Raw genomic sequence first — 21,936 nt, forward strand, 5'->3', positions numbered from 1 at the left:
GTTGTTCATTGGTGCCAGGACACCGCGCCTTGGTCGTCGATCAGTTCCGTTGGGGTTCCGACGAGGTCGGTGATGATCGAGTGGAACTGCTCGTCGATCCAGCGCTGGGGTGCGTTCCGGACTGCTGAGCGTTGCGTTTGGGTCAGCGGGCGGAAGGTGCCCGGCTCGTAGTTCCAGACCGTTACCCGCGCATCCAGCAGGTGAGGGCCGTTGGGCAGGCCGTCGGTGTGGGCTTGTTCCGCCAGGACCGCCGCGTCCCAGATGAACTCGATCTGCTCCAGGACGCGAGAGCCGTCGGGGGTGAGGCGCTGCTTGGCGACTCGACGACCGAGCGGGTCGTAGCGGTAGCGCCAGCGGGCTCCGTCCGGGGTGAGGACTTCGGTCAGGCGGTCGTCGGCGTCCCAGAAGTAGCGCCAGGTGTCGGGCTTGCGGGACAGGCGCTTCCGCTGGCGGAGCACCACCCGGCCTTGGGCGTCGTGCTCGTAGCGGACCTTGCCCGCTCGGCGGATCAGCGTGCCGCTGTACTCGCGGTCCCCGAGCTCCTCGGGGTCGTTGGTCGGCCAGGACGCGTGCGCGAGATTTCCCGCCGCGTCGTAGGCATAGCGCTCCGACCAGCCCGGCCCGTTCACCGCGGTGATCCGGCCGAGGCGGTCGAGGTCGAACGTCCGCGGCCCCGTGAGCTTGTCGTCGAGCCCGGTCAGGTACCCGTCCGCGCGGTAGGTGTACGAGCGCCGCTGGACCTGCTGACCGGCCCGGTCGAGGGTTTGCGAGAGCAGCTGGTGGTTGGCGTTCCAGGCCTGGGCCAGGACGACGTCCGGGCCCAGATCGCGCTGAACCTCGTGACCTGCGCGGTCGTAGCCGAAACGCAGGGTGCGACCCGACGTGTGCAGCGCGCTCGGCCGACCGTTCGGGTCGTACTCCCACACGCTCTCCGCGCCCGACGGCGTGCGGCGCCGGATCCTGCGGCCCAGCGGGTCGTACACCGACGCCACGGTGCGGCCGTTGATGGTCTCGGCGAGCACGCGTCCGGCCGGGTCGCGGTCGAAGGTGACCTGGGTGTCGCCGTCCATCGCTTCGAGCAGGCGGCCCAGCGGGTCGTAGGTGAAGGTCGACGTCACCGAGCCGTTGCGGCGCTCGATCACGTTTCCCAGGACGTCGCGGGAGAACGAGGTGGTCTCGCCGGCACCGTTGGTGCGCTCGATCAGCTGCCCCGCCGCGTCGTGCCGGTAGGTGACCGCGCGTCCGTTGAAGTCGATCTCCCGCGCCAGGTTGCCCACCACGTCGTAGTCATAGCGCCACACCAGGCCCTGCTCGTTGGTGACGCCGACCAGGCGGAGCTCGGTGTCGTAGTCGAACTCCAGGCGCGTCCCGTCGGGCCGGATCTCCGCCGACGGCAGGTCGAAGTGCGTGACCTCGGTGCGCGTCTCCTGGCCCAGGGCGTCGACGAAGGTGCGGAGGTTGCCCTCGCCGTCGTACAGCCAGCGCTCGGTCGCGCCGTCCGGCGAGGTCCGCCACGCCGGTTTGCCGTCCACCGTCCAGCCGAACCGGGTGGTGCCGCCCAGCGGATCCACCACCTCCGCGACCCGGCCGAACCCGTCCCGCGCGTAGCGGGTCGCGTTGCCCATCGGGTCGGTCACGACGACCGGAAGACCTGCCGCGTCCGTCTCGACGCGCCGCACGTTGCCAAGCGCGTCCGTGAAGCTCGCCAGATGACCGTGCTCGTCGTAGGCGTAGGTGGTGACCGCACCGAGCGCGTCGACCGACCTGACGACGTTCCCGCGCTCGTCGTACTCCCGGCGCGACACCGTGCCATCGGGCGCGATGATCGTGACCGGGAGCCGGAGGTCGTCGTACTCGAGCCGGGTCTGGCTGCCGTCCGGACGCGTGACCGCGATCAGGTTGCCGACCTCGTCGTACTCGTGGCGGACCGTGCGGCCGAGCTGATCGGTCCGGGAGAGCAACCGGTCCCGGTCGTCCCACTCGGACCGGATCTCGCCGCCCTGCGCATCGACCTCGCGGACCGTCTGACCGGCCTCGTTGAGGTGGTACTCGGTTCGGGCGCCCTGCGAATCGGTCCAGCGGGTGATCCGGTTCTCGTGGTCGTACTCCAGCGTGCCGCTGAAGAACCCGCCCGAGCCCTCCACCTCCACGACCCGGCCACCATCGTCGTAGACGTAGCGGTACCACTCGTCGTTGCGGTCGGTCCAGCTCGTGATGCGCCCGGACTCGTCGTAGGTGAACCGAAGCGGCAGACCGGAGGCGTTGATCACTTCCGTGAGCCGCTGGTCCTCGTAGCCGTAGCGCATCAGCAGCACGTCATCGCCGTCGTCCGCATCGCGGAGGTGCAACGCCGTCACCAGACCGGCGTCGGACTCCACCCGGATGCGGTAGCCGCCGGAATGCCGCACCTCGACGGGCACGCCGTCGGCATCGCGCTCGACGTCGATGCGCTGGCCGCTGCGATCGACGATCGCGGTCAACGGCCGGATCTCGCCCGCAGGGCCGAAGTGCAGCGTCCTGCCCTGCGCCACGTCGGTGATCGTGTAGGTGTCGCCCTCGGAACGCGCCAAGCGCCGCTGCGGCCCGGTCACCGCGTCGGCGGACGCTCCCCGCGCCGGCTGCGGGAAGAGGGAGAGCGTGCCGTCGTCGGCGACGAAGCACACGTCGGTCCCGTCCAGCTCCAGCCGCTGGTCCAGCGTCGAAGCCCACGTCGGGCCGAAGTGCTGACCGGCCCGGAAGGACGACAGGTGCAACCGCTTGAGGACCAGGGGAAGCAGGCCCGGGAGTTCGACATCGGTCTGCGCGAGCACCATGCTCCCGGTGGCGACGTCGATCGGGTCCCCGGTCGTCTGTCGCTCGGGAACCGGAACCCGGTGTTCGGGAGCGTCCGGAAGCTTCTTGATCGTCTTGAGGATCTTGCCGATCCCACCGGTGAGGACGCCGCCGATGACCTCGCCGGTGATCCTGCCCAGCCCCACTTCACCGCGCCCGTTGGCGAAATCGTTCCAGGAAACCATCTCCTTGAACGTCTCCACGGGGTGGGTGGCGGCGTAGGCCATCGCCTTCACCGTCCCCAGCGGATCGGAGAAGGCGTCGTAGAACGCGGTGAACGTGCCGCTGAAACCTTCCCAGAGCGCGCCGTAGAAGTTCGCGTCGATCTGCGCCTGGGAATCCTGGGGCGCCACCGCGGCTTCTTCCCGCAGCGCGAAGGCAGCGCGGTCGCCCTCCCCGGCCAGTTCCTGCCGAGCCGCTCGCAGCATGTCCTGGGCGGCCTGCCGCCGTTCCGCACCGGGATCGACGAAGGGAGCGACCGCACCGCCTTGCGCGTCGGCGACGGCCTTCTCGTAGTCCAGCTTCGCCTGCTCGGTGGCGGCTTCGCCCTCCGCCCACAACCGGGCGGCCTCGGCCGCCTCGGCCTGGGCCCACCGCAGCACCCGCGCGTACTCCTCAAGCGCGGCAGCCCCAGCCGCCAGCGAATCCCCGCCGTCGAACCAGCGCGGGACATCGGTCTGGTGCTGCTCGTGCCAGAGGTCCGCGGCCTCGCCGCTCCACCCGCCGGCATCGATGCGCTTCAGCGCTTCGCCGGTCTCGGACGCCCTGACCGATCGCTCCCGGATGAACCGGGCGTTCGCCATGATCGCATCCGGGTCTCCGGGCACCAGCAGCGTCGGCTCGGTGACCTGCCCGAGCTCGTAGGTCATCGGCCCATCCCCGGGATCGTCATCGGCGGCTGCACGGCATCGATGCCCGGATCGACGGAGAGCGCGTCCGCACCGGCCTGATCCGCTTCCCGGTACGCCTTGGCGGTCTCGGCGAGCGAATAGCTCATCCGGGTCGCCCGGTCGCACAGCGCGTCCAGGCCGACCGACCACCGGTCGCAGAACTCCGTCAAGGCCGAGAGCAGATCGGCGTGCCCGTAGGACTCGCTCGCGCCCGGTAGCTCGCTCAGCTCCGAGTTGTCCTGCCCGGCGACGAGTTCGTCCATGTTCCTCGCCGCGGCTTCCAGCAGCTCGATCTCGACGTGAAAACCGTTGCCGTCCAAACTCACCGCACCGCCTTGCGAGCAGCGGCCTGGCGCGCCGGCGCCGTGCGCTTCCACTCCCGCTCGAGCGCGAAGAAGTCGTCGACCCGCGCCACCAGCGGCAGCCGGTGGTCGTCATCGGGATCGACCATCACACCCACACCGGGCGGCACCAGCTCCAGGAAGATCGAGCCCGGCATCGAGATGTAGTCGCACTCACCCGCATAGGCGGCAAGGCGGTCCAGGCTGGTGAACGCCACCGTCCACCGGCCCTGGCCCTCGGTGTCGGTCACGAACACGCCGGGCCTCTCCGGCCTCCGGGCGTACACGACGGCCTTCGCGAACGCCGCGTAGAACGCCTTGATCGGTCGCTCGCCTGCGGACACGGCTCGGGCCAGGGCTGTTAGGTCTGGTTCCCCCACTGACACGCGGGGGACCCTACCCAGGAACGTGACGAACTGTCAGGAATTCTGACGCCATTGGGCGAGGACGGTGACCGTGCCCGGGTCCACTTCGGTGAAGCCCGCGTCTCGGACCATGCCCACTCGGGCTTCTCGCCAGGCCTTCTCCGGGTTGTCGCGGGGGTGCAGGCCGGCCCAGGTCTCCGCGTCGGCCTTGCGGACCGAGCAGCGGAAGCCGTCGGCGGACCAGCGCTCCAGCTCCGCGCTCATGCCTTCGCCGTGCATCAGGGAGGCCAGGATCATCGTCGCGTGGCCGACCTGGGCCGCCGACTTGCCCGCGCTCATCGGGACGTCCGGGTTCAGCCACAGCACCGGTGCGTCCGGGGCCGGGGCTCCCGGGTCGTCGGAATCCAGTTCGCTGCCGGAGATCTGCAGGCGGCTGAGCTCCTTCGGCATGTCCGCGACGCGCATCGGCAGGAAGGCCCGCACCTCGGCGTTGCCGACCTTGAAGGTGCGGCCGGGCAAAGACTGCACCGCTTCCCAGTGCGCTCCGCGTGCCCGCCGGGCCACCTTGCGGATGCGGCCGCTGATCCAGGTGCTCATGGCCTCGTGCCACTCGCCGCCCGGCTTGCAGCGCTCGTCCAGGCACACCGCCAGCGCCGCCGATGCCGCCGCTTCCAGCAGCGCCGTGCGGTCCGGTGGCTCTCGCCGCTCGATGCGCAGGACCATCGGCATCAGCACCACGTTCTCCGGGTCCTCGTCCGAGGTGTCCGCGGTGGCCGCACCCGGCAGGGCCAGCCAGGAGGCGTAGCGGGTGATCAGCGGGTCCAGCACGTCGAAGGCGGTGTCCTGCACACCTCCGTCAGCCGCTTCCGGGCCGTCGTTATTCCCAGGTCGCATCACACGTCCAGCGGGACCCGCCGCAGCACTCCGTCCTCGGCGTCGGCCGATTCGATCTCGGCGCGGGTGACGCCCAGGACGAACAGCACCGCGTCCAGGAACGGGTGGGACAGGGCGGTGTCGGCGACCTCGCGCAGCGCGGGCTTGGCGTTGAAAGCCACGCCCAGTCCGGCCGCCGAGAGCATGTCGATGTCGTTGGCCCCGTCGCCGACCGCGACGCACTGCGCGGCCGGGACTCCGAAGGACTCGGCGAAGCGGCGCAGCGCCTTCGCCTTGCCGGCGCGGTCCACGATCTCGCCGATCACCCGGCCGGTCAGCTTGCCGTCCACGACCTCCAGCTCGTTCGCCGCGCTGAAGTCCAGGCCGAGCTCGTCCACCAGCTGGTCGATGATCTGGGTGAACCCGCCGGAGACCACACCGGTGTGGAAGCCCAGCCGCCGCAGCGTGCGGATCGTGGTGCGGGCGCCCGCGGTGAGCTCCAGCTCCGCGGCGACGTCGTCCAGCACCGACGCGGGCAGGCCCTCCAGCACCGCCACCCGCTGCCGCAGCGATTCGGCGAAGTCCAGCTCGCCGCGCATGGCGCGCTCGGTGACCTCGCGGACCTGGTCCTCGCAGCCGGCCCGCGCGGCCAGCATCTCGATGACCTCGCCCTGGATCAGCGTGGAGTCCACGTCGAAGACCACCAGCCGCTTCGCCCGCCGGGCCAGCCCGGTGCGCTCCACCGCCAGGTCCACCCCGACGCGCGCGGCGATATCGGCCATCGCCTGGGTCAGCGCCGTGTCGTCGTCCGACTCCGGCGCGCTGACCTGCAGCTCCAGCCCGGTCACCGGGTAGTCGGCGACCCGCCGGATGGAGTCGATGTTGACGCCGATCTCGGCCAGCCCGCGGGAGACCTCGCTGAAGTGGCGCGCGGTCAGCGGCTGCCCGAGCACCACCACCACGTGGCTGGAGGAGAGCTTGCTGCCGTCGCCGTCCGCGGCGCCGATCGCCACGTCGACGGTCATGCCGACGGTGGCCATCGCCTGCTCCACCGCCTCCTGCAGCTGCTCCGGGTCGCGTTCGGTGGACACCAGGACACCGAGCACCAGACGACCTCGGATCACCACCTGCTCGACGTCGACGATGTCCACGCCGTGCCGGGTCAGCGCGGCGAACAGCACGGAGGTGACGCCCGGCTTGTCCTTCCCGGTCACGGTGATCAGGACGGTGGTCGCGTTCGAGGTGCTCACGACAGCGGTTCTTCCTCTCTCAAAGGCCCCGACAAACGTCGAGCCCCGGCGAGCATGGCCCGCCGGGGCTCGTCGTCGAGCTAGCTCCACCCTGGCACAGGTGCGTACCGCGGGGCTAGCGCACAGATCACTTCTCGGTGGTGTCGTCCCTGTTGGACTCGTCCTTGGTGACCGGCTTCTGCTTCACCGCCGTGGCCGTGCCGCCGCCCTCGTGCTTGTGGGCGAGGGTCTTGCCGGTCAGGCTCAGGTGCGATTCGAGGCGCATCCGCTCGGCGATGTGCGGGTAGTGCAGCTCGAAGGCCGGGCGCTCGGAGCGGATCCGGGGCAGCTCGGTGAAGTTGTGCCGCGGCGGCGGGCAGGAGGTGGCCCACTCCAGCGAGTTGCCGTAGCCCCACGGGTCGTCGACCTCGACGACCTCGCCGTAGCGGTAGCTCTTGAACACGTTGTAGAGGAACGGCAGCATCGAGGCACCCAGGATGAACGCACCGACCGTGGAGATCGTGTTCAGCATGGTGAAGCCGTCGGACTCCAGGTAGTCGGCGTACCGGCGCGGCATGCCCTCGTTGCCCAGCCAGTGCTGGACCAGGAAGGTGCCGTGGAAGCCGATGAACGTCAGCCAGAAGTGCAGCTTGGCCAGCCGCTCGTCCATCATCCGGCCGGTCATCTTCGGGAACCAGAAGTAGATGCCTGCGAAGGTCGCGAACACGATCGTGCCGTAGAGCACGTAGTGGAAGTGCGCGACCACGAAGTAGGTGTCCGACACGTGGAAGTCGACCGGCGGCATCGCCAGCAGCACACCGGTCAGACCGCCGAAGAGGAAGGTGACCAGGAAGCCGACGCTGAAGAGCATCGGTGATTCGAAGGTCAGCTGGCCCTTCCACATGGTGCCGATCCAGTTGAAGAACTTCACACCGGTCGGGACCGCGATCAGGAACGTGGTGAAGGCGAAGAACGGCAGCAGCACCGCGCCGGTGGCGTACATGTGGTGCGCCCAGACCACGACCGACAGGGCCGCGATGCCCAGCGTGGCGTACACCAGGCCGGAGTAGCCGAAGATCGGCTTGCGGCTGAACACCGGGAAGATCTCCGAGACGATGCCGAAGAACGGCAGCGCCACGATGTAGACCTCGGGGTGGCCGAAGAACCAGAACAGGTGCTGCCAGAGGATCACGCCACCGTTGGCCGGGTCGAACACGTGCGCACCCAGGTGCCGGTCGGCCATCAGGCCCAGCAGCGCGGCGGTCAGGATCGGGAACGCCATCAGGATCAGCACGCTGGTCACCAGGATGTTCCAGGTGAAGATCGGCATCCGGAACATCGTCATGCCCGGCGCGCGCAAGCAGACCACCGTGGTGATCATGTTCACCGCACCCAGGATGGTGCCCAGACCACCGACGGCCAGACCCGCGATCCACATGTCCGCGCCGTGGCCCGGCGAGTGCAGGGCGTCCGACAGCGGGGTGTAGGCGAACCAGCCGAAGTCCGCGGCGCCGCCCGGCAGCAGGAAGCCGCTGACGACCATCAGACCGCCGAACGAGTACAGCCAGTACCCGAGGGCGTTCAGCCGCGGGAACGCGACGTCGGGGGAACCGATCTGCAGCGGCAGGATGTAGTTCGCGAAGCCGAACAGGATCGGCGTCGCGTACAGCAGCAGCATCACCGTGCCGTGCATGGTGAACAGCTGGTTGTACTGCTCCTGCGACAGGAACTGCATCCCCGGAACGGCGAGCTCACCGCGGATCAGCATCGCCATCAGGCCGCCGACCAGGAAGAACGCCATCGACGTGACCAGGTAGAGGATGCCGATTTGCTTGTGGTCCGTGGTGCGGAACATCCGCGCCATGAACGAACCCTTGACCGTTTTGCGCACCGGATAGGGGCGCGTGGCGATCGGCTGTGGCGCGACGGCCGTCACGGTGCCTCCTGCACTCCCTTGAAGCCTTCATCGGATCCGGTCGGATCCGCCCCGACCCGGGTGGGCCGGACGACAGCATGCGACACCCCGCAGGGCGACTGCAGGACGAGCAGATCGCGAACGCTGCCGACTGCGGATACTAGTCCCGGCTCCCGGCCGCAGTTCGGCCGGGCCGTAGCCACCCTATTCATTGCCCCGCGCCCGGTCACCCCGAGTGAGATCGACCCGACAGGCCGCGATCACCGCGGGCGCGGCGGCGATGTCGCCCGCACGCGCCCCGAGAGCCTGCTGGCGAAGCCATCCGCGCCTGTGAAGCGGCGAAGCCGCTTGCATCCACCTGCGCAGGGTGACCACCGGCGGGCTCTGAGTGGTTTCCTGGCGAGGACGGCCCCTCCGCCGTGTATCGGGCATACATCAGGAGGGGCACCCGCAGTCCAGGGAAGCACTCAGGTTCCGCCAAGCGACCACCCAAGCAACCCATCCACGAGCAGGTTCTGGAGGGGCGGTTAGCCTACTGGTCAACAGGTCCGGCAGCCCGACCTGCGAGCAGTTCGACGGGCCGCCCTGGGACGACGTCCACCAGATCCTGGAGGGGAAGCACGTGCGGAGGAGCACGATCATCGGCGCTGTGCTGATCGGCGGTCTCGCCCTCGCGGGCTGCACGCCTGCCGAGGCACCGAGCGACCAGCCCCCGGCCCCCGGCACGCCGCCGCCGGCGACCGCGCAGCACAACGCCGGGCAGCACGGCGCGGGTGAGCACAGCGAGACGGACCGCGAGTTCGCCCAGCAGCTGCTCGCCAACCGCCAGCAGGTGCTGGAACTGACGCAGCTGGCCCAGAGCAACGCGCAGAGCGCGGACGCCAAGGCGCTCGCCGGCGAGCTCCAGCAGTCCGCCCAGCTGCAGGTCGGCCAGCTCAACGCGTTCCTGACCTCGGCCGCCGGCCAGGAGTCGGGCAGCGCCCCGGAGGACACCGCCGACCAGGCCGACGGCACCGGCCAGCAGTCCACGCAGCAGCTGGACCAGCTGAAGCAGGTCACCGGCGCGCAGTTCGACCAGCAGTGGAAGCAGGCCGTGCAGGCGCTGGAGCAGAGCGCCGCGCAGCTGGCCCGCTCCGAGCAGGAGGAGGGCCAGTCGCAGGCCATGCGCAAGCTGGCCGAGGACTTCCTCGCCGGGCAGCAGGACGTGCTGACCAAGCTCAACGCCCTCTGATCCGAGGCACCGGACGGGGCCGCAGACACCTGCGGCCCCGTTTGCTTTTCAGGCCCGCCGCCTGATCCGCCTGACCAGCGCTTCCAGCCCGGACGCCAGCAAGGCCACCGCGAGGTACGCGGGCCAGAGCAGCAGGTGCGTGGCCGCCGGAGTGCCGACGTCGACGAGCTGCTCGTCGAATCCCGCCAGCAGCGCGCCGACGGCCAGCAGCAGCACCGGCAGCACCAGCCCGGACCGCAGCAGCAGGAAGCCCGCCACCGCGAACGCGACGGCGTTGCCCACCAGCGCCCAGACCAGCAACCCGCCGGAGAGCGTGGTTCCGAACGCGGTGCACGCGGTCGCGATCACGGCCAGCACCGCGGCCACCCCGAGCGCCTTCCGCCTGCGCGGCCGCTCCTGACCGCGCCGGAGCCCGGCCGCGCCGACGAGCACGAGCAGCCGCGGCCAGCCCGCCACCAACGCCCCGATCCACTGCGGACCAGCGCCGACGAGCACTCCGCCGATCTCGATGCGCTCGCCGGAGCCCACGATCTCGCCGAGCACCACCAGTGCCGTGACCGCGCCGAGGCACCACACCGGTGCCCAGGTTTCCCGGCGGGCGAAGAACGCCAGGGCCGCGGGCACCGCCAACCCGATCAGCACCGGATCGAGCGGATACCCGAACAGGACGCCGAGCAGCGCGATCAGCGCCGCGTAGGCCGCACCGAGAGCAATGCTGATCACAATTCCTCCTGGAACAGCTCGACGACCCGGCGGACGGTGTCCGCGGTGGCTGCCGCGTTGGCCTGCGGAGTTCCGCCGCCCGCGGCCCAGAAGACGCCCGGGATCAGCGCGGCCGCGGTCGTGTAGGAGGTCGGGAGGTTCGGCACGTCGAGGATGAAGTGCCCGGCTCCCGGCTGGACCACGTGCTCGGCCCGGTCGCCGAGCCGCCGGGCGGCGACGTCCAGCAGCCGCTGCGACGGCCACATCTCGTCCCGCTCGGCCGACACCAGCAGGAACGCGGCATCGCTGCGCTCCACCGGGATCGCCGCGCGATCCAGCTCCGCCCGCGTGGCCGTCGTGCCCTGGGTGTCGACGAACTTCCCCGGGCGCCCGCGCGCGGCATCGGCCAGGAAGCCGACCGGCGAGCCGGGTGCCGCGATCACCAGCGGCGGGAGCTCGGCACCGGCGTGCGTCCAGGACGACGCCTGCGGCGCCATGCTCGGGAACACCGCTCCGGATCCGACGACCGACGCCACCGCGCCCACGCCGGGCGAGAACGCGCCGAGCACCAGCGCGAACTCGCCGCCCCTGGACAAGCCGACCACGCCGACCCGCCCGTCGGAGACCTCCGGCCGCGCCCGCAGCCAGTCCACCGCGCGGTTGCCGTACTCGACCGGGATCCGGTCCAGCGCGGGCGGCAGCCCGGGCAGCCCGAAGTAGGCCAGGCCCAGCACGGCGAAGCCCTTCCCGGCCAGGAACCGCCCCAGCTCGGGATTCGGCCGCCCGCCCTCCGATCCGCCCAGCAGGATCACGCCCGGGTGCGGCCCGGGGCCGGGCGGCAGGTGGAGATCCCCGACCAGCCCGTCCTCGGCGACCGGCACCGACCGCACACCCGGCGCGTGCAACGGCACCACCACCGGTTCCTGCGCCACGGTGCGCCCGCCGATGTCGACGCCGACGGTGAGCTGGACCTCTGATCCGCTCAACGCCGCTCGCGGTTCGGACACCGCTTCTCCGGACGGCAGCCGCATCGACCACAGCAGACCGGTGGGGTCCGCTCCGGCGTAGGAGCCGCCGACCGGGGCGTGCTCGGCGATGTCCACGCGCCCGCCGCGATCCGCCGCGAACGTCGCCCACGAAGTCCACAGCCGACCGCGGTCGTCGGTCATCCGTGCCCAGACCGAAGCCCGCTCTCCCGGAGTCAATCCGCTCACGACCACCGCGAGCGGCTCGTCGATCGCACCGCTGCCGACGTCCAGCGCGGGGGCGGCACGGGCGGTGCCCGCGCACCCGGTGAGCAGCAGCGCCGCGGCCAGCAGGCCGATCACACGTCGCATCGAAACCTCCACTTCAAGATCGAGTGGGGTCAACGGTGCGGCCTCCAGCGACGGGAGGGTCAAGCCCGCGGGATCCGCCTCTTCCGCAGCGCTCCGGCGGAACCTACTATGAGTAGCCTACTGTCGAGTAGATAACGTCGACCGAGGGAGTGCTCATGCCGAACGTGTCCGGCAAGGTCGTCCTGATCACCGGTGCCGCGCGAGGGATCGGCGCGCAGACCGCCCGGGAGCTGGCCCGCCGCGGCGCACGGCTCGCCCTGATCGGCCTGGAGCCCGACGAGCTCGCCGCCGTCGCGGCGGAGCTCGGCGACGGCCACTTCTGGGCCGAGGCCGACGTCACCGACGGCGACTCGATCAAGGCCGCCGTGGACGCCGCCGCCGAGCAGCTCGGGCGCATCGACGCGGTCATCGCCAACGCCGGGATCGCCCCCATCGGAACCGTGCGCAAGAGCGACCCGAGCGCGTTCACCAAGACCATCGACGTCAACATCAACGGCGTCTTCCACACCGCCCGCGCGGCGCTGCCGCACCTGATCGAGCGTCGCGGCTACCTGCTGGTGGTCTCGTCGCTGTCGGCCTTCACGCCGATCGGCGGTATGGCCGCCTACACCGCGAGCAAGTCCGGCGCGGAAGCACTCGCCTGCGCGCTGCGCACCGAGGTCATGCACCTGGGCGTGGGCGTGGGCAGCGCGCACCCGTCGTGGATCGACACCGACATGGTGCGCGACGTGGCGCACGACCTGAGCGCCTTCGAGATGATGCGCAAGCGCCTGCCCTGGCCGATGCGCGCCACCACGAGCGTGGAGGACTGCGCCAAGGCCTTCGCCGACGGCGTCGAGCGACGAGCCCGCCGGGTGTACGTGCCGCGCGCCATCGCGCTGATGCACTGGCTGCGCAACGTCCCGTCGTCGCGGCTCGTCGAGTTCCTCATGCGGCCGACCGTGCGCCGCCTGATCCCGAAGATGGAGCAGGAGGTCGCCGCGCTCGGCCGTTCCCTCAGCGAGCGCAACGAGAAGATCCAGCGCTGACCGTCCACTTCGGATGGTGGAACCGGTGGCCGGGGGTGTCTGACGCGGAAAGCTCCCCCGGCCACCGGGGCTCATCGTGAGCGCTGCTGGCTGAGCACTCGCGCTCCTGCTCGACCTTGGCGATCAGCACCCACACCGTCTCGCCGGCGCGGCCGGAGGCGCTGTGCTGCGGGCGGCTGCCGACCCAGTGCGGCAGCCGCGCCAGGATCCCGCCGACGGCCGCGCCGATCGTGTTGCACACGACGTCGTCGGTCGCGGCGACCCGGCCGGGCACGGCCAGGAACTGGATCAGCTCGATCGACACCGACAGCAGCAGCCCGGCGAACGCGATCTTGACGACGCTGTCGAACCACGGCAGCCGCTGCGGCGCCAGCACCGCCAGCGGCACCAGCAGGAGCACGTTCCCGGCCAGCTGGACCCAGGGCAGCACATCGCCCGGGCCGGCCGTCAGCGCCATCGACACGTCCTTGCCGAGGCTGGGTCGTACGGGTTCCGCAGCCGGCGGCTGCGGGAGGAAGACCAGATATCCGACGCAGAGCGCCGAGTACGCGAGCGCCCCGTCGAGCAGCGGCTCCCGCGGGTCGGGGCCGCTGCGAGCCACTGCGCGCGCCACCGCGGATCCCAATCCCACCGCCAGCGAGAGCGGGAGCAGAACAGTCACCACCGGCGCGAATCCGTCGAATGCCACGAGAACCTGCTGCACGTCCGCCGCACTTCCTCTGGCCGTCATCGCCAGGAACACCCGACCACCGAAGAATCCACAATGGATCTACCGGCGAACCGGAAACCGTTGGGAATGAGCATCTCCAGCGGTCGGCGTTGACCGACATCTGCACGAGAATCAGGGTTCGGCAGCGGGCGGACGTCGTCCCCGGAGGCCACGGCATCCGTCCACCAATCCGGGAAAGCCGATGAAACAGCAGGTGAGACGCCATGTCGTCACCCCAGCAGGGGTTCGCCGCACGCCCGCACCTCCCGACTCGCCCGCGCCACTTCCAGTGCTTGAGAATTCGACCCGGTCAGCCCCGAAGATAACGACCAGGGCACAGAGCACCAGCACCCTGACCAAAACACGCCAGTCTTATCGGAACTGTCCACAGCGGACCGGAAAACCGATTCCAGAACTCCCCACCAGTAATTTTTACGCGACGGACAACACGCCGAGATCCCCTATTCACACAATTAACACCGAGCCCGCAAAGCCCCCGATGCGAATTTCGCCCAACCCCGGATGAACACCAACCGAACTCCACGGTGCCACACCCGCCGCCGCCCTAGGCACCGCTCGCCCGACATCTCGGGGAGCCCCGTCAAGCCCTGCCCCACACAGCTCGGCGGCTCGGTAGCGCGCCAAGCCGAACCAGCCACCCGCCGAGCCGGGTGAAGCCGACACAGCTGCGCAGAGATCGTGCGCGCAAAACGGTGCTAGAACACCGCTATTCACTCACGCCCCACAGCCTCTAGCTGGCAGCGCCGAGCCCACCACCATGGACCGCAAGACGAAAGCACCCACCCGGACGCGCCGGCCCACAGGGCCAGCCCAACCCGATCCTTCGAATCCCAAGCCCAGTCCTCATCATCCAGCCGACTTCCGGGCCCACCGACCACGACCTTGTCGAGGTCTTCGATCCGGCCGTCGTCGAGGATGCGGAACCGAAGCTGCTCGCCAGCGCATCGATCTCGGCCAGCTGCCGCTGAGCCGCTTCGACCGCTCCCACGTTGGCGATGAGAGCTCGCCGCACACCGCAACCGACGAGTTCGTGCAGGTTCTGCCCGAGGGCACCGTGCCGGGCCTCCGCCGCCCGCGCCGCGTCACCCTGCCCCCTGCGCTTTCCGGATGCGGTGAGCTCGTGTCCATCCAGCTACGGCCAGCGCTCGACGCCGCCGTGGTGCTGGGCAGCGCCAGCTGATCTTCTCCCCGATCGCGCCGAGCCGCGTTTTCCAGCTTGTCCAACCACCGAGAATCTTACGCCCGACGCCTTCCGCAGTTCTCCGACAAAAACTTGGTAGCTCATTGGTCCTCCCCAGCCGAGAAACCCGCCAAGCTCGGTTCAGGATCATGCAGCTTCCAGCAAGCTCTCCGCGCTGCGGCGCAACGGGTGAAGATGCGACGCAGAAGGCGCGGACTCAGGTCCACGCACATCCGACCATTACTCCACTCGGGCGAAATTCGATTGAACTCGATCAAGTGACGTGAACCAGGAACGAACGGCTGGCAAACTCACTTTGCGTGACCGGACTGACGGAGCAGGTACGAAAGTGGCTAGTTTCGCTCAACGAAGACGAGTTAGGCACCGTGCTCACGGTATGCGACCGGTTACGCTCCGCCGCGAAGCTGCCCACGGTACCGAAGTGGGCTCCGGCAACGGCACGAGTCCAAGCGGCATGTCGAATATGGGCTCAGCGGGCTTCCGGGAAGGAGCTCGAGTTCGTCATCGCGAGCGCAGTTCCTGCTGTTGCGGACCTGCTCGTCGAGCAATACGGGTGGCCACCGAAGAACGTCAAGGAACCCGATCTCGAACGACTCACCGAGATGCTGACCACGCTGGGGCGTCCTATCGGCTTGCTCGGGCTCTACGCACTTCTGCTGTCGGACCAGCCGGCCAGCCAATTGGCCAGGGAACACCATGGGGCGCTGGAGAAAGCCCTGCAAGCAGCAATCCCGAAAAAGGTTCCCGCACCGACGGAGAAGCCGGGTTCCCATCACCGCCCGCTCGCGGAACCGAGCGGAGGCACTGAAATCCCCGACCACGCAATGGATGCCAATCCACCCGGCATCGATGCGGCAGCGCTCGACCAGCTGACGGAAGGCCTGGCCAAGCTCCAAGAACTCGCGGGAACTCTCGCGACCCGCCTGCGCGCAACCGCTGGTGACGTTGAAGTCGGACGTGCTATCCCCGCAGGGTTGAACGCGCTGCTGACCAGCTATGACGAGCAGCTTGAAAACCTGGCAGCAGAGCTGGCGAAGTACGACCGAACGTGGTCCGCAGCCGGTTTCGACGCCGTCGAGCAACAACTCGCGGTGTGGCGTTCCGATCTTGCGGACAAGGAACACGCGCGGCGTCAGCAAGTGGCCAAAAGGATCGACGAGCTCAAGCGGTCGATATCCGGCGTCGACGATCTGATCGCGAACAATCCCGTCCCCGGATTGCCAGATATCCGGGCCAAATACCAGCGGCAGTTGGACGAATTGCTCGCCTCCCTCGCAGAAGAACACACCGTTTGCACTGATGCAGGGCCTGAAGGCAGTCACCCGTCAAGCGACCGGAACGACGACGCGCTAGCAGCTGATGAGGAACAGCCGGTCGTCGACCACGAGGCTGATCCGGAACAACCGGAATCCACTACTTGTTCCCGCACTCCCGTTGTGGATGCTGTCACGGAACCGGAACCGGAACCGGAACCGGAACCGGAGGCCGAGGCCGAGGCCGAGGCCGAAACGGGCTCCGCGGAGGAGTCACCGCTCGACTCCCCGTGGGAGGAGGGAACGCCGCCGGTGGCAGTTGCGCTGGTGGAGTCCGGCCGGCTCGCCGAGGCATACTGGGTCACTGCGATGTCGGCAGAGCCGGATCGTCGCAGCGCCGTCCTGAGTTTCGCCACCGCTGCGTACAACGCTCACAACAGCGAAGACGCGACTGCTGTACTGGGTTCATTCGCGCTGAACGGTCAAGAACTCGGCCGTGACGCCGACGCCGCCGTACTCGCCACCACCAGTCTGCTCCGCGCAGGGTTGGTCGCTGGATGGGGACCGCAAATGCTCGCCCAGCTGGAACCGACGCTCGGCATACTCCCCACTCCGTGGCACGAACTGCTCAAAACCGCAATCCGAGCGACCCGGGTTCAGTACCGGATCGAACCGACGGTCGGCGTACCTCTTACGGCCGACACCGATGAGATCCGAACGGAACTGGGAAGACGCGCCGCCAGCCTGGCGGCGGACCTCCCGCACCGGAAGAACCTCTACCAACGAGGAACCCGGGTGCTGCAGCGGCTGGTTCGAGAAGGCCAACCCCTGGACAACGGTCTCCAAGCGGTGATCGCCTGGTCAAACGGTACAGGGAGCAGCGAGCAACTCACGTCGGCGCTGGAAAGTTTCACCGGGCACGACGTGGCCGACGAGCTGATCGAAGCCGCCGATGCTGCAGTTCGCACGCCCAAGCAGACGCGAGAACCCATCATCGCTGGGGCGCGACGCGGACTCCAAAGGGCCGTCGACGAGGTCGCCGCTCTGGTACGGGAAGCGCACGCGGTCAGCGCGCGGATCGGGTCCGCGGGTTCAAAGGACCTGGCCGTCGGCGATGCACTTAGGCGTGCGGTCACCGCCTTGCAGGATCAGCCGACCCCACCAGGCATGGCAGGCAGCGCGGTGAAGCTGCTGCGGGATTGGCTGGCCGACCCCAGCAACACATCTGCGCCTGCTTCGCTGGGCCGCCAGCTGACTCTGACCGATGACGGTAGCTCGACCGAGCCGACCACGGATGTCCTTCTTCCGCTCACCGACCTGCCATGGGCAGCCGATGGACGTCCCGATCACACCCACCCGGCCACCTCGGCGGTACTCGCTCGACTGACCCGACCGTTCGACATCACTGAGGCCGTCGCGGCGTACTGCAAGCGCGGAGACCTGCGCAGAGCGACTCGCATCCTCGAACTCCACGAGCACAACTACTGGGGAATGGAGGCCGACGGCGCACGCCTTCAGCAGAACATCAACGCCGCAACGCAGGATTGGATTGCGCGGCATCGCAAAGCGGTGGTCGAGGCCCGCGACCTGTTCGACCGGGTGCGCGCTCAGAACCTGCTGACCCAGAGCGACGACAGCACTGTCAGCGGACGGATCGAAGCACTCACCACGGTAAGCGACGACGACTACCACGCGGCGTCACGGCACCTGGCCAACCTTGTCGGCGAGCTGACGAACCTGCAGCAAGCCCGCATCGACGAGCTCGACGCCCAGCTGGACACCCTCCAGATGTCCGATGCAGATCGTCTGCGCATCCGCGGCCTGCTCGAAGAAGGTGACACCGTCACCGCGACCGAATTCCTCTCCTTCGCTCTGGAAGGGAAGTCGCTCCCGGACAACTTCGACCCGGGCACCGAAGACCTCAGCGTGTTCACCCAGTTCCTCGAAGAAGGATTCAGAAACAAGCTCGACGCACCGCACACGAGCGTGCATCGTTGGGCTGAGCTGGCCGAACCGGACACGCCGCTGACGAACCAGGCGAAGATCGGGATCGAAGCATGGGACTTCCTGACCGACCCGACCGCCCGGGCCAGGAGCAACCTCGCGGACAACGTGCGGAACATCCTCCACACGCTCGGGGTGAACTGCGCCGCTCGTCCCAACGCGGTCCAGCCGCGCGCGCGACGTGGCTTCCGCGTGTACCGCGTCAGCGCCACTCCGAACGACGGTTCCTACATTTCGGATCTTGGCTCTTCGGCCGTCGAATACACGGTCACCGTCGTGCTCGACGAGCGCCGTGGCCGGTCACTTCTCAACGTCCTCGACCCGGAAGACACCTCGCGCGCCAACATCGTGCTGTACCCGCACGCCATGGATTCAACGACCAGGCAGGAAATCGCCGCCAACGCCGTGGACAGCAAGGCGAAGGCCCTCGTAGTAGACCCGGCGGCGTTCGGCTGGATTGCGGCGAAGAGGCCGAGCTCATGGCGGGCAACACAACGCATCACCCTGCCGTGGACGATCTTCGAACCGTACAAGCCCTTCGTTGCCGGCTTGGTTCCGCCGGAGGTCTTCGTCGGCCGCGAAACGGAGATGTACCAGGTCACCGATCCCGACGGTGGGCTCTTCGTCTACGGCGGCAGGCAGCTCGGCAAGTCGGCACTGCTGCGACGTGTTCACTCCACGTTCCACAACGGCGACACCAGGCGCTCGATCTACCTGGACTTGAAGGCCAAAGGAATCGGTGAAGCCGAGCCGGCCTCCCGGATCTGGCGAGCGCTGACGATCGAACTCAAGAACTGCGGAGTCCTCGGCCCCAAGGTGTCCGATGAGGCTCCGCCGGACACCATCATCAACAACGTCAAAGCGTGGCTGGCCGAGAGCCCCAGGCGGCGGCTTCTCATGCTGGCGGACGAAGCAGACGCGTTCCTCACCGCGGACTCCCGCGGTGAATCGACTCCGGGCGGGATCTCGCACTTCAGGAACGTGCTGGGACTCAAGGAACTCATGGAGTCCACCGAACGCCGGTTCAAGGTCGTCTTCGCCGGCTTGCACCAGGTTCAGCGCTTCGGCCACATCTCCAACGTTCCGCTCGTGCACGGTGGTCCCGAAATCCTCATCGGTCCGCTCAAGCCACTGGACGCCCGCAAACTGGTGGTCGACCCGATGGCCGCGCTGGGCTACCGGTTCGAACGCCCGGAATTGGTCTGGCGTCTGCTGTCGGCCACCAACTACCAGGCGAGCTTGATCCAGATCTTCTGCGAGGAGCTGGTCCGCACGCTCCACCGCAGGCGGGGACGCAGCCAATCGGTACCGGTCCTGGTGACCGAGGACGATGTCGAAGCCGTGGCCGCGAGCGACTGGGTACGCAGCAGGATCGCAGAACGCCTCCGCATTACGATCAATCTCGACGACCGCTACCGTGTGCTCACCTTGGTGATCGCGCTGTTCAGCCTGAACGACTCCTTCGGCACCGACTACGGTCCTGAGGAACTCCTCGAGGAAGCTCGACGTCGCTGGCACGCCGGATTCGTCGAGCTCACCGCCTCGCAGGTGAGCATCTACCTGGATGAGATGGTCGGGCTCGGACTGCTGAGCCGGCTTCCACAAAAAAAGCGGTACACCGTGCGGAGTCCCAACGTCATCAACATGCTGGGCACCAAAGCGGACTTGGAGCGGGAGCTCGCGGAAACCGACTTCGACCGGCCCTACGAGTACAATCCCCGGGAAGCCCGTCGGCTGTTGGCCTGCGACGAACACGGCCGCGAATTCCACAGCCCGCTGACCGATGGCCAGCTCCACGACCTCACCTTCAACTCCGGAATCTCAGTGATCACCGGGAGCACGGCGCTGGGAATCAATCGGGTGCCGGACGCGATCCAGAACTACGCGGAGATGCGCGGTACTCGGGTCGAGAAGGTCAGCTCCGACAAAGAGCTGAAGAAGGCCGTGACCGATGCCGTGCGTCGGCGAAGCTCCCCGACGATCATCATCGTCGATGCGCTGAAGATGCCGCTGGCGGAGGTCGATTCGGTTTCCGGCTGGCTCGTCGACAGGCTCGTAAAGAAGACGTCGCCGCAGAACGTCTCGGCGGTGCTTCTCGCCACACCCGCCGTCGCACCGACCGCGGCCGGCAAGGCCGACACCGAGCCGGTACGTCTGGAGCGGTGGACCGCCAGGAGCGTGCGGAGCTGGCCCGAATGCCCGTTCGACGTCCCCGAAACACGGGAACTCCTGATCAAGGCCACCGGTGGCTGGCCGGAACTGGTCGAGCGAACGATTTCGTGGGTCATAAACGGGGGTTTGACCTTGAAAAGCGCGGTGCAGCGGGCGGAGAAGAATCTCAGCGACTCCGCGGCCTACCACGCCCACCTCGCATCGTGCGGTCTCGATGAGAACCTCATCCGCCGGCTGGAGAACTGGGTGGAGTACTTCCAGCCCGGTGAGATTGTTCCGCCGGAAGACGTGGACGCGGCTCTGGAGACTGATCGGGGCTCCAGTCAGGCGCTGCTGGATCACCTGTCGATGCTCGGTGTGCTCGACGAGTACGAGGACGGTGTGGCCGTGGACATGGTGGTGCACCGCTGTCTGCAGTCGCTCCGCGGTACGTCATGAGCAAGCCGTGGAGTCTGCTGACGCTCCCTGGCCCTCGCAAGCACTTGGAGTCGATCAGCGCTGTTCTGGACAACGGTATGAGCTGCGTGTGGCTCGTACCGGACGAGTTCGTGAAGAACGGCTTCGCCGACGATCTGCTGGACGAACTCGCCAACGCCCACGACAGCGTGCATGTTCCTGCTCCGGAGGAGGCACAGTGCGATGGCGGTGGGAGGGCACACGCTGTCGTCCCCACTCTCACCGCTCGGCCGACGAACGATCTTCCGGCGTGGGCACGGGACACGTTCAGCGGCCTGGCCGGATTCGACGTTCCGACCTCATCAGCAACAGTTGCGGTGGCACCACGGACGACGTCGGTGGCGGAGCGGATCGTTCAACTGCTCGGCCTGCAGACGAAGGCGTACTCCGATGAGATCCACGCCATCGTCGCCGAACCACTGCTGCACGGCAAAGTGCTCGTGGTGCGCGGTTGGCGGGAACAGGATCGAGACTCCCTGGCCAGCGTGCTGACCCGGCTGACTTCGTTGGTGAAGGAAGAGGGACTGCCGCCCGAGCATCGCCCGCGCATCTTGCTGGCGACCCGAGAAAACGATCTTCCCCGCACGGCACTGGACCGCCTCGACCAGATGACCACCCGAGTCCGGTGGTGGTGGGGAGCGGTCGGCAGACTCGATACCGCAGTCGTCGTTGCCTCCGCACGCCCTAAGTTCAGCGGCAAGATCTCTCACGCAAGTTCGTTGCGCGAGATCGTGGCTATCGATGTGATCACCGAAGTCGCCGGTCCTGATCTGTCGCTGGCCGAACACCTGGCGGTCTCCTGGGACGGTCTGATCTCTTCTCTGAGCAACGAGATAGCGGCTGCCACACGCGATCTCACCGGAGAATGTCACCACATGGGCGTTCAACCCGGTCACAGTGGCAACCGACCACCGCAGGAGCTGCGTCCCCTGTGGCGTCTCGCAATGGCCGATTTGTGGGAACACCAGCTCCGGGTCAGCCCCGCTGCACATCGCCCGAAGCGGGACGGTATCGGGTTGAACACCTTGATCTGGCGAGGTCAGAACAGAGCCCTGATGCCCATCGTGGACGAGTACCGCGGACAGATCGAGATGAGCTTCCGCAAGAGAGCTTCGCAAGCCGTGCTGACCGACGTGACCCAGAAAGAAGGACCGCGCAAGTCCGCACTGGCTCAGCCCCGCAGGACAGTGCTGGAACTCGGCGCCATGGCCTGGGCGATCTCGAGCAGGAGAGTCCGTCTTACCCAGGCGGACAACGAACTGCTGTTCAGCTTATTGGACGTGCGCAACTCGCTGGCTCACCTCCAGCCCATAACCGACGAGATGATCGAACGCCTGGCACATGCTCTGCCCGGAGACCGCCACTGACGGTTGCCTG

13 protein-coding genes are annotated in these 21,936 nt (G+C 68.2%); 4 read left to right on the forward strand and 9 right to left on the reverse strand.

Annotated elements, in window-relative coordinates:
- Positions 1 to 5: 5 nt before the first annotated feature.
- From ATL45_RS06875 to ctaD, 6 genes are all read right to left on the reverse strand, one after another.
- The gene (locus tag ATL45_RS06875; RefSeq protein WP_121505306.1) at positions 6 to 3,701 is read right to left on the reverse strand and encodes a putative T7SS-secreted protein; all 3,696 of its coding nucleotides are present in this window, start codon (positions 3,699 to 3,701) and stop codon (positions 6 to 8) included.
- A complete protein-coding gene (locus ATL45_RS06880; RefSeq protein ID WP_246025196.1) occupies positions 3,698 to 4,048 on the reverse strand; it encodes a hypothetical protein in 351 nt (116 codons plus the stop codon). Before ATL45_RS06880 ends, ATL45_RS06875 begins: the two co-directional genes overlap by 4 nt.
- Positions 4,045 to 4,449 (reverse strand): SseB family protein, encoded by a 405-nt coding sequence (locus tag ATL45_RS06885; RefSeq protein ID WP_170210185.1) that lies wholly within the window; start codon positions 4,447 to 4,449, stop codon positions 4,045 to 4,047. Before ATL45_RS06885 ends, ATL45_RS06880 begins: the two co-directional genes overlap by 4 nt.
- A 33-nt stretch (positions 4,450 to 4,482) precedes the next feature.
- Positions 4,483 to 5,322, reverse strand: a complete 840-nt coding sequence (locus ATL45_RS06890; protein WP_093157599.1) for an aminoacyl-tRNA hydrolase — start codon at positions 5,320 to 5,322, stop codon at positions 4,483 to 4,485.
- Complete coding sequence (gene serB / locus ATL45_RS06895) at positions 5,322 to 6,551, reverse strand: phosphoserine phosphatase SerB (RefSeq protein ID WP_093157598.1); 1,230 nt, start codon at positions 6,549 to 6,551, stop codon at positions 5,322 to 5,324. The genes ATL45_RS06890 and serB overlap by 1 nt, the downstream gene beginning before the upstream one ends.
- 127 nt (positions 6,552 to 6,678) lie before the next feature.
- Positions 6,679 to 8,466 (reverse strand): aa3-type cytochrome oxidase subunit I, encoded by a 1,788-nt coding sequence (gene ctaD, locus ATL45_RS06900; protein ID WP_246025197.1) that lies wholly within the window; start codon positions 8,464 to 8,466, stop codon positions 6,679 to 6,681.
- Between the two features lie 601 nt (positions 8,467 to 9,067).
- Between ctaD and ATL45_RS06905 the strand changes: the two genes are divergently transcribed.
- Positions 9,068 to 9,676 (forward strand): DUF305 domain-containing protein, encoded by a 609-nt coding sequence (locus tag ATL45_RS06905; protein ID WP_093160976.1) that lies wholly within the window; start codon positions 9,068 to 9,070, stop codon positions 9,674 to 9,676.
- Positions 9,677 to 9,724: 48 nt separating this feature from the next.
- On the opposite strand, the gene ATL45_RS06910 is transcribed toward ATL45_RS06905, so the two are convergent.
- Together ATL45_RS06910 and ATL45_RS06915 are read right to left on the reverse strand one after the other, a co-directional pair.
- Positions 9,725 to 10,399, reverse strand: a complete 675-nt coding sequence (locus ATL45_RS06910; RefSeq protein ID WP_093160979.1) for a hypothetical protein — start codon at positions 10,397 to 10,399, stop codon at positions 9,725 to 9,727.
- Entirely contained in the window at positions 10,396 to 11,715 is a 1,320-nt protein-coding gene (locus ATL45_RS06915) for an acyl-CoA thioesterase/bile acid-CoA:amino acid N-acyltransferase family protein (RefSeq protein WP_093160981.1), read from the reverse strand. The genes ATL45_RS06910 and ATL45_RS06915 overlap by 4 nt, the downstream gene beginning before the upstream one ends.
- A gap of 155 nt (positions 11,716 to 11,870) precedes the next feature.
- Here ATL45_RS06915 and ATL45_RS06920 point away from each other — a divergent pair, with 155 nt between their 5' ends.
- Entirely contained in the window at positions 11,871 to 12,743 is an 873-nt protein-coding gene (locus ATL45_RS06920; protein WP_093160984.1) for an SDR family oxidoreductase, read from the forward strand.
- Here ATL45_RS06920 and ATL45_RS06925 read toward each other — a convergent pair.
- Entirely contained in the window at positions 12,712 to 13,446 is a 735-nt protein-coding gene (locus tag ATL45_RS06925) for a VanZ family protein (protein ID WP_093160986.1), read from the reverse strand. The genes ATL45_RS06920 and ATL45_RS06925 overlap by 32 nt on opposite strands.
- 1,527 nt (positions 13,447 to 14,973) lie before the next feature.
- Between ATL45_RS06925 and ATL45_RS38330 the strand changes: the two genes are divergently transcribed.
- Together ATL45_RS38330 and ATL45_RS06945 are read left to right on the forward strand one after the other, a co-directional pair.
- Complete coding sequence (locus ATL45_RS38330; protein WP_143121808.1) at positions 14,974 to 20,541, forward strand: hypothetical protein; 5,568 nt, start codon at positions 14,974 to 14,976, stop codon at positions 20,539 to 20,541.
- Positions 20,538 to 21,926, forward strand: a complete 1,389-nt coding sequence (locus ATL45_RS06945; RefSeq protein ID WP_143121809.1) for a hypothetical protein — start codon at positions 20,538 to 20,540, stop codon at positions 21,924 to 21,926. Before ATL45_RS38330 ends, ATL45_RS06945 begins: the two co-directional genes overlap by 4 nt.
- Positions 21,927 to 21,936 lie beyond the last annotated feature (10 nt).

This window comes from Saccharopolyspora antimicrobica (assembly GCF_003635025.1).
Lineage (GTDB): Bacteria > Actinomycetota > Actinomycetes > Mycobacteriales > Pseudonocardiaceae > Saccharopolyspora > Saccharopolyspora antimicrobica.

Coding starts and splice junctions, on each gene's coding strand:
- ATL45_RS06890 (WP_093157599.1), bottom strand. CDS start 5,322: ATGCGACCTGGGAATAACGACGGCCCGGAAGCGGCTGACGGAGGTGTG.
- ATL45_RS06915 (WP_093160981.1), bottom strand. CDS start 11,715: ATGCGACGTGTGATCGGCCTGCTGGCCGCGGCGCTGCTGCTCACCGGG.
- ATL45_RS06945 (WP_143121809.1), top strand. CDS start 20,538: ATGAGCAAGCCGTGGAGTCTGCTGACGCTCCCTGGCCCTCGCAAGCAC.
- ATL45_RS06875 (WP_121505306.1), bottom strand. CDS start 3,701: ATGACCTACGAGCTCGGGCAGGTCACCGAGCCGACGCTGCTGGTGCCC.
- ATL45_RS06920 (WP_093160984.1), top strand. CDS start 11,871: ATGCCGAACGTGTCCGGCAAGGTCGTCCTGATCACCGGTGCCGCGCGA.